We start from the raw sequence: 16,964 nt of genomic DNA, 5'->3' as shown, positions 1-16,964 counted from the left end.
TAAGCGCATAAAAAAGGCCCTGACGATAACATCAGAGCCTTTTTTATAATTATTGATAGTTTAATCCTAAGGATTATAAGTAAATCCGATATAATATAATGCACCTACTGCAGGATTACCATATGAAGTAAAGTAGTACTTGTTCAAGATATTTGATCCGCCTACTTTAATCATAGATTTAACTGAAGGTATCTTTAAATTAACCTGTGCATCCAAAGTGCTGAAAGCAGGTACTTCTCCAGCTGCAAATGACGAGTTCCAGTAGAACTTGTCCTGCCAGCGATAGTTCACGTTAAATCCAAAGTTTTTAACGATCTCTTTATTACCTAAACCAAGGTTATAACGAACTTTAGGGGTATTGAAATCATTGATATAATCTGCAGGAAGATCCTGAAGTTTATTGTAAGACACGTTACCACTCAAGTTATAATTACCCAACAGGTAATCAATACCAAGGGCACCACCGTAAGAATTCACTTCTCCGTTAGCATTTACAGGTGCTCCGAATTTAGAGAATTTTGTTCCATTTTGCTGATACACCTCTACCGCAGTGATGAAGTCTTTATAAGTGTTATAATAAGCATATGCATCGATCAGGAATTTCGGACCAAGCAATCCTTTATAACCAATCTCATAAGCTTGTACACTTTCCGGACGAACACCGCGTGGGTCGAATTCATAAGCTTTTAACAAAGCAGGATTAGGTGCTCCGGTTGCAGCTGAGGCTAAGAATGCTCTGTAGCTCACATCTGTAAAAGCTTTGTTGGTAGTGAGCAAGTTATATTTATTCAACATTTCAGGAATACCACCAATTAAACGTTGTCTTCCGCCCGCAACTGATAAATCAATATATTGATTCTGTGTAGTTGGATTACGGTAACCGGTTTGGTAAGACACGCGAATGTTATTGTTTGGAGCTACTGTAAGTACACCAGACACCCTTGGAGTGAAACGACCATCAAAGTTAGTACTCTTATCGTATCTACCTGATACTGATAATTTAAACTTATCATTGAACATCTTTTTAGCCAATTGCGCAAATGCACCGTACTCGTTGATGTCAATTTTATCATTCAAATCGTCAAAGATAGTTCCGCCTGACCTCAGTTGATAGATTCTGTAAGATCCACCTACCTGTACTTCCAACGCATTGTTGAAGGCATCAGAGAAATCGTACATACCTTCGTAATGGTATAAATTGGTTTTGTCATTAAATCTAGCTCCCTGTCCAGATGAAATAGTACTATTTACAATAGCACTTTTTGCACCTTCAAACTGTGGTGTTCCAGGCATAAAACGGCCCCTGTCTGCAAATGACCTCGCAGCCGTATGAGCAGCCACATCACTTGCGCCGGTTGATTTTGCATCTCCATAAGCAATTGCGTATTGAGCGAACCAGCCTGAAGTAGGATCTGTTGCCGGACCCTCACTTGGACGATAAGCCTCATTGATAAAAGATCCAAGAATTGAAGAAATATAAGAATCTCCTGATCTTTCCTGCGTAGTGTAACCTCTAAGGAAGAAATCCTGACCCTTCAATTCCAGTTTATATTGTCCGATACTGAAATTACGTAATGAATAACGGTCAGAACCTGTATAAACAGAAGTTCCTCTACCCCAGTTCAGTTGTGCAATGGCCTGAACAGTAGAAGTAATCTTATAGTGTAGTGATCCTGATGCTTTTAAAGATTCCGTATCGTAATCTACCAGATTAACCTCATTATATCCTGTTCTGGATACATCCTGGTTAGAAACCAATCCTTTATTTAAGCCATAATATACACCGATAAGAGGCTGAGCAGCTGTTCCTGCCAAACTGGCTTTAATATTTGCATAAGGTATATTAGCTGCTATAGCATTATTGATATTGGTAAGCGCTGCCGGAGGCAGTTGGGCAACGAATCCACCCTGTAAGAGTCTTGAAACTGAAAGTACGTTTGCGTTTACTTCGTCACCATATACGTTTATACCATCGTAATTAGGATCAGAGGCTCTGTCTCCTGATTTAAACATCCTTGCATTACGGTCAAAGTTGCTGTAGTTATCTGCCTGCCAATCTTTAGCTTGCAGGAAGGAGAAAGTACCTTTAACTGCAAATCTATTCCATGCTTTAGCCATGCGCACATCCAGCTGATTGTACTGCTGATTGCCGGTATTGTCATCATTCAGGTGATTGATACCAGTTTTGAACTGGAAGCTTGCACCCTGATAATCATATGGGTTTTTAGAAGTCATTAACATGGTACCATTGATACCGCCGGCACCATACAAAGCAGATGATGCTCCCGGCAATAACTCCACATTGTCCAGATCCAAATCGGAAACACCAATGATATTACCAACTGAAAAGTTCAGTCCCGGAGCCTGGTTGTCCATACCGTCTACCAATTGATTGAAACGGGTATTACCATTTGAATTGAATCCCCTGGTATTAACAGACTTAAATGTTAAACTTTGGGTACTGATCTCTACCCCTTTCATGTTGTTCAATGCATCATAAAATGACGGCGCCGAGATTTCCTTAAGTGCTGCAGATCCCATGCGCTCCACAGATACTGGAGATTCCAGGATGCGTTCAGGAGTTCTGGAAGCAGAAATTACAACGTCCTGCCCAAGAACAATAGTCGACGGTTCCAGTTCAAACGCCAGGTTGGCCGTATTACCGGTAATTTCTTTCTCGAGTGAAGTGTACCCGATAAATGAAATAACAATTGTAAAAGGGGCTTTTTGCGTTGTACTGAATGAGAATTTACCATTTTCATTGGTCGCCGTTCCGGAAGTTTTTCCCTTGACAGTAATCCCAACACCTGGTATTGGTTCCCTTGTGGTCTTATCCGTTACAGTACCACTAATGGTTACACTTTGTGCCTGTGCTACTACTCCTGTAATACACAACAATAAAAGCGTAAAGATTGCTTTAGTAAAAGTTTTGCTCATACTTAGATTTTATACTAGGTTAATTTTATTATAAATCTAATACAAATTTTTAATTTTCCAAATTTGATTTTTTTTAAGTCAAATTATTCATCTAAATCTCCTATTCATTGAATTTGATTTGTTTTTCAATTGTGATGGAGCTATCAGATTTTTCAATGAATTAAATTTGTCCATACCATGCCGTGGTTTTAAAATCATGATGGTTTTCATTGCATTTGATTTAAGTTTTATGTTAAATTGCAAAAGCAAACCAGATATTCTATTCCAAAAAGTGGTTGTACCTTAACTGAGCTGTAATGAACAAAATTAAAGCACTAATTTGTGTTGTCATCCCCATATTAATAGCCTATATTTTTAATACAAAATTTGGCGACACCCCACCACTTTTGAAATTCCTGAATCCTTTTACCGGATTTTGGCAGAATGCAGAAAATGTAACCGTAAAGAAAAACAAACAGATCGTTCTGAAGGAAACAAAAGAAAGCGTTGAAATTGCTTTCGATGACAGGATGATCCCACATATTTTTGCTCAAAATGACTACGATGTTTATTATGCACAAGGATATGTGACGGCCATGCACAGACTTTGGCAAATGGATTTTCAAACCAGATTTGCCGCAGGAAGATTGTGTGAGGTTGTTGGTAAAAAAGCGCTGGAACTGGATAGGTACCAAAGGAGAATGGGCATGGTCTATGGTGCAGAAAAATCATTAAAAGGTATGATGGCCGATCCTAAATCGAGGGAAATGATCCTGGCCTATACTGCTGGAATCAATGCATATATACATTCCCTATCGAAGGCTAAACTACCTTTAGAGTATAAATTACTTGATTTTAAACCCGAAGACTGGACCCCGATAAAATGTGCATTATTGCTGAAACAGATGTCGGCCGTACTAGCCATGGGTTCTGATGAATTCTACATGACCAACATCAGGAAAAAATTCGGCACTGACGTGGTTAAGGATCTTTTCCCTGATTATCCTTTTAAAGAAGACCCAATTATTCCGGTTGGGACAAAATGGGATTTTACTCCCCTGCCTATTCCGCAAGCCCCTGCTGTTGCCGATGATTTAATAGCAGGCAATAACATCAGAACCAAACAGAAGGTAGAAGGCATCGGCAGTAACAACTGGGCGCTGTCCGGAAAAAAGACAGCCTCAGGTTATCCTATACTGGCAAACGATCCACACCTTGATTTGTCTCTTCCATCAATTTGGTATCAGATTCAACTTCATGCTCCGGGATTAAATGCCTATGGTGTTTCCCTCCCTGGTGCTCCCGGCGTAATCATTGGGTTCAACCAAAACATAGCATGGGGTGTTACAAATGTCGCTGCCGATGTGCTTGATTTCTATCAGATTAAATTTAAAGACAATACCAACGAAAGCTATTGGTACAATAACGAATGGAAGAAAACGAGTACCCGTTTAGAAAAAATAATCATCAGAGGGGGTAAAACAGAAACAGATACTGTTTTTTACACACATCACGGACCTGTTGTTTATCTGACAAAACCAGAGAAGTTTTCCAAATCACAAAACATTCCTACAGGAAGTGCACTAAGGTGGATTGCTCATGAGGAATCAAACGAGCTGAAAACATTTTATCTACTGAACAGAGGAAAAAATTACAACGACTACCGCTCAGCACTGACTTATTACACCGCACCGGCTCAGAATTTTATTTTTGCCTCTGCTGAAAATGACATCGCAATCACCGCCAATGGCAAATTCCCTTTAAAATGGAAAGATCAGGGCAAATTTATCCTTGACGGAACAGATCCTAAAAGCGACTGGCATGGCTGGATACCAGCATCTCAGAATCCTACCGTTAAAAACCCTCCGAGAAACTTTGTCAGCTCGGCCAACCAATCGTCCACAGATCAGACTTACCCGTATTACATCAATTGGGAATTTAGCCCGTACGAACGTGGAAAGCGCATCAACGACAGGCTAACCGTGATGACCAATGCCACGGCCGACAGTATTAGAAAAATGCAGACCGACAATTACAGCATTTACGCACAAAATGCACTTGGAACATTGATCAGCAATGTAAATGCTGGCTCACTAAATGCCACTCAAAAAGAAGCACTTTCTTTGGTATCCAAATGGAATAAGCGGTACGACGCCAATGAAATCGCAGCCAGCATTTTCGACTTGTGGAACAAACGTCTGCAGTTCAACATCTGGGATGATGACTTTACCATTGCCGATGTACCCATGCGCTACCCTACCAGGGACAGGACACTGCAGTTGATGCTAAATGAGCCTGATTCAAAATGGATTGACAATATAAAAACTCCTGCAAAAGAATCTCTGGCCGATCAGGTCAATGAAGCCTTTAAATACAGCTGCGACAGTCTGGAACGGAAATATGGTCCTATCGGCAAACTCTGGGAATGGGCCAATGTAAAACATACGACCATACAACACCTGGCTAAAATACCAGGAATGGGATCGCAGCCGCTGTTAATTGGCGGCGGCAAGATGACCATCAATGCAATGAATGAAGGCAATGGGCCTTCATGGAGAATGGTTGTTGAGTTGGGCAAAACGCCTAAAGGCCACGGGGTGTATCCTGGCGGACAATCAGGAAATCCAGGCAGTAAATTCTACGACAATATGATCGGCACATGGGCAAAAGGTGAATTGTATGATCTATATTTCATGAATTCTCCGGATGATAAATCGGCCACAATAATTTCTAAACTAAAAATATCAAAAAAATAGCCATATGGTTTTTATAGTAATACTTATCGCATCGTTTCTTCTTCAGATGGTTTTACCCTGGTGGATCATTGTGGTCATCAGTTTTGCTGCCTGTGGGTTGATCGGAAAAACCGGAAAAATAGCATTATGGTCGCCTTTCTTTGCGATCTTGCTGTTGTGGACCGGAATGGCATTATTTAAGAGCATCCCCAACAACCACATATTGGCCTCACGTATCGCACAAATGTTAGGCGTAAGTTCTTACATCCTCATTTTCATTTTGAGTTCATTACTTGGTGCATTCGTAGCCGGCATCAGCGGTTATTGCGGGTATCATTTTAGAAAAGCCGTACTGCTTAAGAAAACCAATCCCTAATTAAATTTTGTTGTGTATTTTTGCCAATGTGAAGGAATTAATCGACAAAATATTCTCAATACAGACACCAGATCAATTTGAAAACACCTGTCTGGAGGTATTCTACCATCAGGCAAAGCATTGCGATACTTATAAAGCATATATGACTCACCTGGGTGTGGTTCCCGAACAGGTGAATCATACAGCCGATATTCCTTATCTGCCGATTGCCTTCTTTAAAACACACGACATCTTAAGTTCGGGGGATGCGACGGAGATCATTTTCAGCAGTTCGGGCACTACCGGGATGTCTCAAAGTCGCCATTACGTTACAGATGTCAGCATATATGAACGCAGCTTTAACCAGGCATTTGAACAGTTCTATGGAAAAATAGAGCACACCTGTATCCTTGCACTTCTGCCCTCTTACCTGGAAAGAGATGGCTCTTCGCTGATCTACATGGTAGATGCTTTGATCAAACAAAGCAAGCATCCTGATAGCGGTTATTTTCTGCACAACCATGCTGACCTTCATGAGAAACTAAGTAACCTTAAAATAAGTGGGGTTAAGACCATTCTGATCGGAGTAACCTATGCTCTTCTCGATTTTATTGAAACCAATCAAATTGATTTCCCTGAACTGGTGGTGATGGAAACCGGCGGTATGAAAGGCAAAAGAAAAGAAATGGTGAGAGAAGAACTGCACCAGTTGCTGCAGAATGGTTTTGGTGTAAGCGCTATCCATAGCGAATATGGAATGACGGAGTTACTGTCTCAGGCATATTCCTATGGTTTGGGTATATTCGATTGTCCGCCCTGGATGAAGATTCTCCTGAGAGATACCAATGACCCATTGTCTTTAATAACCGGTCCGAAAACAGGTGGTATCAATGTGATCGATTTGGCCAATATTAACTCCTGCTCTTTTATAGCGACTCAGGATTTAGGCCGTGTTTTCGAGAACGGCTCTTTTGAAGTATTAGGGCGTTTCGACAATGCGGATATCAGGGGGTGTAATTTGCTGGTAGGCTAAGTCAGTCTGGTTCATCAAGTTTTTCAACAAATAACAGCCAGCAATCAATTTTTATAGCCTTTAGGGCACAACCTATTTCCTCTTGAAATAAGGGTGAGCCTGGACTGTGCAAGTATTTTACCTTACTTTATTTTTACTTCTATATTGCTATATTTTTGCCTTCATTTTGCTAAAAGCAAAAGGATAGCAAAAGAAATATACTACACAGAGCGAGTACAATTATACTCTAACGTTGTTCTTTTTATAGAAAATCAACCTATATACACTCTATTAAATAAAATACTATTTTTGTAACGGAGATTATCTTAATGAACATTAAGATAATCTCCGTTACAAAATAATGAACATGGAGTTTTACGGCAGAAAAAAAGAACTTGAAATCTTACAGATCAACGAGGTTCAATCTAAAAGAACCGCATGCTTTACCGTTATGGTTGGTCGGCGGCGTATTGGAAAAACATCCCTTTTGCTTGAATCTGTCAAGAACCAGAGATATTTGTATTTATTCGTCTCAAGGAAAAACGAGCAGCTCCTTTGTACCCAATTTCAAAAGGAAGTACAAGAAGCATTGGGACTACAGATATTCGGTTCGATCACATCGTTTGCAGATATTTTTGAGCAGTTGCTGATTTACTCCGTGAAAGAACATTACACCCTGATCATAGATGAATTTCAGGAATTAGAGTATGTGAACGCTTCTATTTTTAGCGATATCCAACGATTATGGGACAAATACAAAGACCAGGCGAAGATTAATTTCATTGCCTGCGGTTCTATATATTCTATGATGCTGAAGATTTTTGAAAACAGAAAAGAACCGTTATTTGGTCGTTTGACTTCGAAAATCGTCCTTCAGTCGTTTTCCGTAGGGGTGATGAAAGAGATTCTAGAGCATTATAATCCAAAGTATACCTCAGAAGATTTGCTTTGCATGTATACCATTACAGGTGGAGTCGCCAAATACATTACCTTGCTGATGGAGGCCGGAGCTACGACGGAAACGAGGATATTTGACCTGGTCACGCGTCCAGACTCTCCTTTTCTTGTGGAAGGGAAGGATCTTTTGGTGTCGGAATTTGGCAAAGAGTACGGCACTTATTTCTCTCTTCTACAACTGATTGCCTCAGGAAAGACGACGCAAACGGAGATGGATTCCATAGTTGGCAAAAACACCGGTGCCTACCTCGTCAATCTGGAGAAAGAATATTCGTTGATTGGCAGGAACAGACCTATGTTTGCTAAACCAGAAAGCCGCAAGTCCAGATGGAGCATCAGTGATAATTATTTGCGGTTCTGGTTCAGGTTTATTTATCCTAGTCAATCCATGATTGAATTGGGTAAGCATGAGTTGCTCCGTGAATACATCGTTCAGAATTATGAGCAGTATAGTGGATTGTTACTGGAAAAATATTTCAGGGAAAAGTTGTCCGAAACTGAACGCATTACGGCTATTGGCAGCTATTGGGACAATAAAGGAGAAAATGAAATTGATCTGATTGCGATTAATGATATTGATAAAACTGGTATCATCGCTGAAGTGAAGCGCAACCCTAAGAAAATCAACATTGACCTCTTAACAACAAAAGCTAAAGCATTGCAAAAAGAGCTGGCTAAGTATAAAATTCAAGTGAAGGGGTTTTCTATGAAGGATATGTAAAAATGGACCTAACTAAAAAGACACCACAGCAGTTTGTAGTTTTTGTACTCATGCTGTTCTTCTTTTCATTTCAATTTAGTGATGCCAGCGCTCAGGTAGTTTACAAGGGTACAGTGATGAGCGAAAACGAAAAGAAACCCCTTGTGTTGGTGACGGTAAAACTACAACAGCAGCAACGAGATACCATTTCTAATGAAAAAGGGATTTTTGAAATTCATGCTACTGAACAACCGGATACCCTGATCTTTAGCCATATCGGCTATAACACTAAAAAAATATCTACGACTAGCTTTAAAGATGGTCAAACTGTACTGTTGAATGAAGATAACTTCACACTCGGCGAAGTGCAGATCAGCTTGAAAAAAGAACATGAAGTTTTAGGCAAGTTCTCTTACGACCAGGCCAACTATATGAAACGGGCTATCCTGCTGAAGATTTATGCAATGAGGAAATCAAAGTGATCGCAGCATATGGAGATCAAATTCATGTAAATCTTTCAGAATATAAAATTATGGTCCCGAAAGGGGATTTCTTTATCGCCATACAATGGCTGCCAACCATTGGAAATGCAAGTCAGATCTCCTATACCACATTTTCCACGACCAAACTGACCGGTTTCAAACCCTTTATAGGAGCGCAGCCAATCAATGGTAAAGAACGTACTTTTTTAGTGAAAGATTACTCGGGAAACTGGCTACCAAGTACGGATAAGGCAAAATTGGCTATAGCTGTTACGGGCAGGGCAGAATAAAACTATCGTAACGCGGCATGTAATATTTCAACAGGATGGAGCGCCCTTTTACCAGTTCCATCTTTAATCTGGTGTCTGCAGCTGGTTCCCGGTGCGGCGATTACTACGTTTTCAGGTTGTTTTCTTACTTCGGGAAATAAAACCAGTTCGCCAATCTGCATAGAAAGTGCATAATGCTCCTTTTCATAACCGAAAGACCCCGCCATACCGCAGCAACCGGAGGCGATGGTTTCTACGTTATAGTTTTCAGGGAAACGCAGCAGTTGCTCGGTAGCAGTTAATAGTCCTAACGCTTTCTGCTGACAATGACCATGCAGTTTGATGGTTTTTTCATCAGTCTTAAACTGTGATTTTGAAATGCGGCCGGCTTTGATTTCATGAAGCAGAAACTCATCTATCAGCATTGTATTTGAGGCCAGTTCTCTTGCGGAAATGACCTGTTCTTCGCCGACCAGATCCGGGTATTCATCTCTGAAGGTAAGGACAGCTGAAGGTTCTATACCAATAAGAGGACTGTCTGCAGAAATCAGGGGGGCCAGCTGTTTTACATTGTAATCTGCAATTCTTTTTGCGCTACGCAGCAGGCCTTTAGAGATACTGGCTCTTCCGCTCTCCTGATGTTTAGGAATAATAACCTGATAGCCTAACTGCTCCAGTAACTGCACGGCTTTAATACCTATTTCAGCATCCTGGTAATTGGTAAACTCATCACAGAAAAGGTACACTTTTCTTTTGTTCATAACCTCAGGTTCACGTGATCTCCATCTGCTGTTAAACCATTCTTTCAGTGTGATATGGTGCAGCTCCGGCATGCTGCGTTCGACTGCAAAGCCCATGAATTTCTTAATTAGTCTGCTCATGATCCTGCCCGTTACCACGTAGTTGTACAGGTGGGGAACCAATGCTGTGAACCTGGATATGGTGTTAAAATTAGCGATCATTCGAGAACGGAACTGTATGCCATTTGTATCCTGGTATGCCTGTAAAAACTCGGCTTTCAGTTTGGCCATGTCTACGTTGGAGGGGCATTCGGATTTACATCCTTTACAGCTCAGGCAAAGATCCATCACCTCTTTTATCTCTGGATGATCAAAAGGATTAGCTTTGGATGAATTGGAAAGGAATGTGCGAAGCACGTTGGCCCTGGCCCTGGTGGTGTCTTTCTCATCACGGGTAGCCATGTAGGACGGGCACATGGTACCTCCGGCCAACTGTGTTTTGCGGCAGTCGCCCGACCCATTGCACTGCTCAGCATGCTGCAATACATTTTGCCCATAGTATCTAAATACAGTCTTGATTTCTGGTGCAGACTGGCCGGCAACATATCGCAGGCTGGTATCCATAGGTGGTGTGTCCACAATTTTCCCGGGATTAAAAATATGTCCGGGATCCCATGTATCTTTTAACTCCCTTAGCAATGCATAATTTTTATTGCCAATCATTCGTTGTATAAATTCACCCCTGAGCCTGCCGTCCCCATGTTCTCCACTGAGCGAGCCCCTGTATTTCTTCACAAGCGCAGCGACTTCTTCCGCAATCAGCCGGAACATCCGGGTGCCCTCCTCCGTTTTCAGATTAAGTATCGGTCTGAGATGCAATTCGCCAGATCCGGCATGGGCATAGTGAACGGAATGTAAACCATGCTTGATCAGGACTTCATTGAACTCACGGATGTAAGCCGGCAAGTCCTGAACATCTACTGCTGTATCTTCAATTACCGGCACAGCCTTTTCATCACCAGGCAGGTTGCTCAACAGACCAAGTCCGGCTTTTCTGAGCGTCCAGACCTTCCTGGTATCTGCACCGTACAATACCGGAAAATGATACCCCAACCCCATGGCGCGCATTTCGGCCTCAACCAAAGCGGCTGTCTGTTCAACCTCTTCCTGGCTATCCGCAGCATATTCTATAACCAGTAAAGCAGCCGGGTCGCCCTTCACAAAAAAACGGTTCTGCAATTGCTCCAAGTTACTTTTGGTACACTCCAGTATGTAGTGGTCGATCAATTCTACTGCGTAGGGTTTGTACTTAAGCGCAATTAGATTGGCCTTCAAGGCATCCTCTACCGAAGAAAAATGTGCACACAGTAAGCCGTTATGTACCGGAGGCAATGGTTCCAGAGACAGTGTGATTTCTGTGATGAAAGCCAGCGTACCTTCCGACCCGCAGATGAGCTTACAAAAATTGAATTCCCCAGCCCCTGCGGTGAAAGGATTGGTCTCCAGCAGCAGGTCTATCGCATATCCGGTATTTCTCCTTTCTATACTTTGCTTAGGAAATTCTCTGCGGATTTCCTGTTGGTTTTCATAATTACTGAGTTGACTGCGTACCGATCGGTAGAGTTTTGCCTCAAGCGTATCTCCTTCGCATTTCTTAATAAATCCTTCAAACGTGAGCTCCTTAAACTCTACTTCAGTGCCATCACTTAGCAGGGCCTTTACAGCCAGCGTATGTTCCCTGGTACTTTTATAGACCACTGAATTGGAACCACAGGAATTATTCCCCACCATACCACCTATCATTGCGCGGTTAGCCGTAGACGTTTCGGGCCCGAAAAAAAGCCCATGGGGTTTTAAGAAAAGGTTCAATTCATCCCTGATCACACCTGGTTGTACACACACCCGGTGCTTGATGGTATCCACCTCCAGGATACGGTTGAAATATTTGGAAATGTCTACAACAATCCCGCCGCCGACCACTTGTCCGGCTAAGGATGTACCAGCAGCCCTGGGAATCAGAGAGGTCCCTTCGCGATGGGCAAAAGCAATGAGCTGCCTGAGGTCCTCAACATCTGCGGGCAGACAAACTGCCAAAGGCATCTCTGAATAAGCTGAAGCATCTGTCGCGTAAATTGTACGCATCAACTCATCACTATAAAATTCTCCGGAAATGAGTCGCGACAGCTGCTCCAGCTTTGCTTTCATCGCAAACTACAGATCAAATTGAATGCCCTGAGCCAGAGGTAATGTGTTGGAATAATTGATGGTATTGGTTTGTCGGCGCATGTAGGCTTTCCAGGCGTCTGATCCGCTTTCCCTTCCGCCACCTGTTTCTTTTTCGCCACCAAATGCACCACCTATTTCCGCTCCGGAAGTACCAATATTGACATTGGCTATGCCGCAGTCGGAACCCGCAACCGACAGGAACTGTTCTGCTTCTCTTAAATTGAGGGTCATTATCGCTGACGACAATCCTTGAGGAACACCGTTCTGCAAGGCGATTGCCTGGTCGAGTGTTTTATATTTAATGAGGTACAGAATTGGTGCAAATGTTTCCTCCTGTACAATTTCGTAGTGGTTTTCTACCTCGGCAATGCAAGGTTTCACATAGCAGCCAGAAGTGTAAGCCTCGCTGTCCAACACGCCGCCTTCAACCACAAATTCAGCACCTTCTTTTTTACCCTTAGCTATCGCCTGTGTGTACTGTTCAACCGCAGCTGTATCTATGAGTGGCCCAACATGGTTGTGCTGGTCTAGCGGATCGCCAATACGCAGCTGGCCATATGCTTTGACCAGTTTATTTTTAAATTCCTCGTAAATATCTTCATGGATGATGAGTCGCCTTGTGGACGTACAACGCTGTCCGGCTGTACCTACGGCACCAAACACAGCACCGATGATTGACATCTCCAGATCGGCATCTTTAGAGATGATGATGGCATTATTACCACCAAGTTCAAGGATACTACGGCCAAACCTTGTGGCTACGGCCGCAGAAACGATCCGTCCGACACGGGTTGAACCGGTAAAGGAAACCAGCGGAATCCGCTTATCGTTATTGATCTTATCGCCTACCGCATTGCCAACCAGCAGGCTGCTGATACCTTCAGGCATATCGTTGTCTTTAAGCACCTTTGCAATGATGTGCTGACAGGCGACGGCGCATAAAGGTGTTTTTGAAGAAGGTTTCCATACACATACGTTTCCGCATACCCAAGCGAGGGCTGTATTCCAGCTCCATACCGCTACAGGAAAATTAAAGGCCGAAATGATCCCCACAATCCCCATAGGATGCCACTGTTCGTACATGCGGTGATTTGGACGCTCGGAATGCATGGTTAAGCCATACAGCTGGCGCGAAAGTCCAACTGCAAAATCACAAATATCGATCATTTCCTGTACCTCGCCCAAGCCTTCCTGCAGACTTTTACCCATCTCGTAAGACACCAGGACACCGAGGTCTTCCTTATGTGCGCGCAGGGCATCTCCAAACTGTCTGACAATCTCTCCCCTTTTTGGGGCTGGTACGGTACGCCAGAAAACAAAAGCCTCTTCTGCCTTTTTCATTACAGACTCATACGCAGCTTCATCAGCTACCTGCACACTGGCAATGGCCTGTCCGTTTACAGGCGAATAAGACACTATGTTTTTACCTCCGGTTTCCAGCCAGTTGTTACCTGTGGATGTTCCGGAGTTCGTTTCTTTAATACCCAATCGGGTCAATATTTCAGTAATGTTCATCATTTCTTTTTTTGATCAGCCTTTTGTTTGTTTGGTATAAGTGCTTTCAAAGATCTTATCTGCATTGCCAGTTTCAAAGCCTTCTCTGCGATGGATATTTTCAAGCGCGCCTTCAGGCACATTTATAAATTGAGGAAGCACTAAACGTTCAGCAAACTCTACATAACTACCTGCAATATCCATTTTTTCGCCATTTGCAAAAACCGCTTCCTGCATTTCTGCTACCGTGCTGCTTTGGCGCAACAGGCCGTCGGGGCTTACTTTTATTTTCCCACCCTCTGTATTCAGTTTCAATCCTAAAGATTCCACAAAAGTATTAAAATCCTCCAGATGTCTATATCCCGGCTTGAGGTCGTGCACGCTGATGGTATAGTGGTTCAGGTAATACCTGTTGTAAATTACCCAGGCGGCATACTCGCTTTCTTCCAGCAAAGCCTGATAGTCGGATTTTTCAGGCAATTGCCACAAAGGCTGGTGAAAAAACTCGCCGATCTGCGCCCCGTTGTCGAGATCAAGCGCATCAACGGGATCCGCATTGATGTGTTTGGTGTATTTTTCAATCAAAGCCTGGCCCTTGTTGGAAAGTTTCCCAACCATCAGTTCACTCATAAAAATCCGCGGATATTCCGGTGAAGGTGGAGCATACCAGTAAGCATTCAGTTTTTTCCCTTCAAAGTAGTAGTTGTCCCTTTTCTGATAGCCATGGTGCAGAAATATTTTCTCAAAAGATGCAATCCCGAGATGCGGCACACCCAATGTGCGGAAAGCAATATGATCGTTAGTGATTTCTTCCTGTCCCTCAATTACACCAGTACTGATCAGTGCATTGGTTATTTTTTTTACTGCCGGAACCTGCTGACTGTACCTTTCAAAAAGGATATTTAAAAAAATGTCCAGCGGACTTTGATTGTCAAACTTCATCAGTTTTGTATTTATGCTACTTCAATTTCACCCAAGATACCCTTTTCGAAAAGCTGACCGGTCTGCGTGGCCAGTAATCCTTCAAATGGAATGTCTTCCTGCTTAATGAAACCTTTGGACGGTAAAGCACCATTGGCTACCATTTCAATAACTGCAACCAGACTGGCTGCTGTAGTCCAGGAAATTGCCCGCCAGGCCTGTCCATCTATGGTTACAGGATTATAAGATTTACAGAATTCGTTCCTTTTCAGTTGTCCATCTTTCCAGCCTTCGGCCACGGCATATACCAGTACTACATCTTCCTCTACTTCCGGCTTTGCATTTTTAAGGATATCCTCCAGCTGCTGCTTGTTATTTTTCATGTGCAGCTCATGGATCAAAAAGTTCATCAGGTTGCAATGGCCAGGATAGCGAATGGTCTTGTAATCCAGTTTATCTACACGTCCTGCATAGGTTTCGCACATCGTGCCCAGTCCCCCAGAAGTATAAAATGCTTCATAGGCTGCGCCTTCGATATTGATGGTTTCCTTGCCCTGCAGACTCACAACCTGCTTACGCCGCCCATTATGAATGGCTTCCGCATCGTTGATGTATTCATTTACGACACCGGCGGCCGACCAGGTAAAGGAATAGCCCAGCTCGCCGTTCGGATATTTAGGCAGAGCACCCACACGCATTTCAATAGAACGCAGTTTTTGAAAATCCTTTGCCAGGTGAGCACCGATAATGCCAATGATCCCAGGTGCAAGTCCACATTGCGGGGCCATTACCGCTGTGGCTGTCTCACTTAAGCCAATGATGTATTTGGTCGTCTCTACATCTTCCGTAAGGTCGAAATAACTTTTACCTTCCTGGTGTGCAATTCTTGCGATGGTTTTATTAAGAAAATAAGGCAGGGCCGAAACCACGGCATCATGACCGGCAATCATTTGCTGCATCAGTACTTCATCTGTGACATCGCCCGTAATCACATTAAAAGGAAGTTCGTAAGGATAATGAGGTGCCTGCTTGTCCATACCGGTTACCTGAAACTGCTTGCTCAGCAGCACGCCAACCAGTGTACCTACTTTGCCGAGGCCAAGTGTCAATACTTTTTCAATCATTGGTCTATATATATTTGGTAATAACAGCTCAAATATCCATACATTTACCATTAGTAAACAATACATAATAATTAACAAATGATAAGCACAGCTAATCAATTAGAACTTCGACAGCTTAACTATTTTAAGGTACTGGCTGAGGAACTTCATTATAGAAAAGCTTCAGAAATTCTTTTCATCTCACAGTCGGCCTTAAGTCAGCAGATCAAACACCTGGAAGGCATACTGAAAGTTTCACTGTTTGAACGGACCAACCGAAAGGTTTTGTTGAGCGATGCGGGCAGGCTTTTTTATAAAGATATATTACAGGTATTAAACAAAGTTGAAATTGCTGCAACCAATATTAAACTGTACACTGCCGGAAATACTGGTCAGATCGGGATTGGTTTCGTGGCTTCAGCAATGGCTTCTGTTTTGCCTGGTTTACTTAAGCAGTTCAATAGCGATTGCCCCAATATCAGGTTCAGGCTGGATGAGCTCAACAATGCAGAACAATTGGTGGCCCTGCAAAATGAGACACTTGACCTGGGCTTTATGAGATCCAACCACCTGCCGGATGGTTTTAGCAGTAAAAGGGTATATACGGAGACGTTCTCTTTGGTTTTACCGACGAATCACCCGATTACCAATGCCGAATTCAGCAATATAGGTCAGTTCAGGGAGGAAAATTTTATTTTGTTTCCGAATGACCAAAGTCAGCTGTATTACCAGCAAATCATTAATCTATGTGCCGACCAGGGTTTTGCACCAAAGGTTGCCCATCGTTCTATTCACGCGCCAACCATTTTCAGACTGGTAGAAAACGGGATGGGACTTTCGGTCATCCCTAGTTCATTGGCGTCCACTGAAAACCCGAACATCCGCTTTATTGAATTGAAAGGTATTCCGCAACAAACAGCTTTATATGCGGTCTGGAAAAATTTAAATGGTAATCCGGCACTGCCTTACTTTTTAGAAATGCTCGTCGCAGTTTGATATGCGATATTTTGCGGGCTTTAATTTTTCTGTCAGACCAATATTACTTTCTCCTGAT

12 protein-coding genes are annotated in these 16,964 nt (G+C 42.7%); 7 read left to right on the top strand and 5 right to left on the bottom strand.

Going from position 1 to position 16,964, the window contains the following annotated elements; translation table 11 throughout:
* Positions 1-66: 66 nt before the first annotated feature.
* Positions 67-2,937: a TonB-dependent receptor gene (locus FA047_RS00865; protein WP_136834102.1), complete on the bottom strand. Its 2,871-nt coding sequence runs from the start codon at positions 2,935-2,937 to the stop codon at positions 67-69.
* Between the two features lie 296 nt (positions 2,938-3,233).
* On the opposite strand from FA047_RS00865, the gene FA047_RS00860 reads away from it, so the two are divergent.
* The 6 genes from FA047_RS00860 to FA047_RS00835 all read left to right on the top strand — a co-directional run bounded on the left by FA047_RS00860 (position 3,234) and on the right by FA047_RS00835 (position 9,447).
* Positions 3,234-5,672 (top strand): penicillin acylase family protein, encoded by a 2,439-nt coding sequence (locus tag FA047_RS00860; protein WP_136834101.1) that lies wholly within the window; start codon positions 3,234-3,236, stop codon positions 5,670-5,672.
* A gap of 4 nt (positions 5,673-5,676) precedes the next feature.
* A complete protein-coding gene (locus tag FA047_RS00855; RefSeq protein WP_136834100.1) occupies positions 5,677-6,027 on the top strand; it encodes a hypothetical protein in 351 nt (116 codons plus the stop codon).
* Positions 6,028-6,055: 28 nt separating this feature from the next.
* The gene (locus FA047_RS00850) at positions 6,056-7,039 is read left to right on the top strand and encodes a LuxE/PaaK family acyltransferase (protein ID WP_136834099.1); all 984 of its coding nucleotides are present in this window, start codon (positions 6,056-6,058) and stop codon (positions 7,037-7,039) included.
* Between the two features lie 346 nt (positions 7,040-7,385).
* Positions 7,386-8,696 (top strand): ATP-binding protein, encoded by a 1,311-nt coding sequence (locus FA047_RS00845; RefSeq protein ID WP_136835121.1) that lies wholly within the window; start codon positions 7,386-7,388, stop codon positions 8,694-8,696.
* Between the two features lie 2 nt (positions 8,697-8,698).
* Positions 8,699-9,157: a carboxypeptidase-like regulatory domain-containing protein gene (locus FA047_RS00840; RefSeq protein WP_136834098.1), complete on the top strand. Its 459-nt coding sequence runs from the start codon at positions 8,699-8,701 to the stop codon at positions 9,155-9,157.
* A complete protein-coding gene (locus FA047_RS00835; protein ID WP_136834097.1) occupies positions 9,154-9,447 on the top strand; it encodes a hypothetical protein in 294 nt (97 codons plus the stop codon). The genes FA047_RS00840 and FA047_RS00835 overlap by 4 nt, the downstream gene beginning before the upstream one ends.
* 2 nt (positions 9,448-9,449) lie before the next feature.
* Here the strand turns inward: FA047_RS00835 and FA047_RS00830 are convergent, their stop codons facing one another.
* The 4 genes from FA047_RS00830 to FA047_RS00815 are packed head-to-tail and all read right to left on the bottom strand — an operon-like array spanning position 9,450 to position 15,931.
* Complete coding sequence (locus FA047_RS00830) at positions 9,450-12,371, bottom strand: FAD-binding and (Fe-S)-binding domain-containing protein (protein ID WP_136834096.1); 2,922 nt, start codon at positions 12,369-12,371, stop codon at positions 9,450-9,452.
* Between the two features lie 6 nt (positions 12,372-12,377).
* The gene (amaB, locus tag FA047_RS00825; RefSeq protein WP_136835120.1) at positions 12,378-13,907 is read right to left on the bottom strand and encodes an L-piperidine-6-carboxylate dehydrogenase; all 1,530 of its coding nucleotides are present in this window, start codon (positions 13,905-13,907) and stop codon (positions 12,378-12,380) included.
* A 15-nt stretch (positions 13,908-13,922) separates the two neighbouring features.
* Positions 13,923-14,828 carry a DUF1338 domain-containing protein gene (locus FA047_RS00820; RefSeq protein WP_136834095.1) on the bottom strand — a complete coding sequence of 302 codons (906 nt, stop codon included), beginning with the start codon at positions 14,826-14,828 and terminating at the stop codon, positions 13,923-13,925.
* A gap of 11 nt (positions 14,829-14,839) precedes the next feature.
* The gene (locus tag FA047_RS00815) at positions 14,840-15,931 is read right to left on the bottom strand and encodes a saccharopine dehydrogenase C-terminal domain-containing protein (RefSeq protein WP_136834094.1); all 1,092 of its coding nucleotides are present in this window, start codon (positions 15,929-15,931) and stop codon (positions 14,840-14,842) included.
* A gap of 78 nt (positions 15,932-16,009) precedes the next feature.
* Between FA047_RS00815 and FA047_RS00810 the strand changes: the two genes are divergently transcribed.
* A complete protein-coding gene (locus FA047_RS00810; RefSeq protein WP_136834093.1) occupies positions 16,010-16,906 on the top strand; it encodes a LysR family transcriptional regulator in 897 nt (298 codons plus the stop codon).
* The last annotated feature ends 58 nt before the right edge of the window (positions 16,907-16,964 follow it).

The sequence above is a fragment of the Pedobacter frigoris genome (genome assembly GCF_005116445.1).
In the GTDB taxonomy this organism is placed as follows: Bacteria; Bacteroidota; Bacteroidia; order Sphingobacteriales; family Sphingobacteriaceae; genus Pedobacter; species Pedobacter frigoris.
This window is presented reverse-complemented; position numbering and strand designations above follow the sequence as displayed.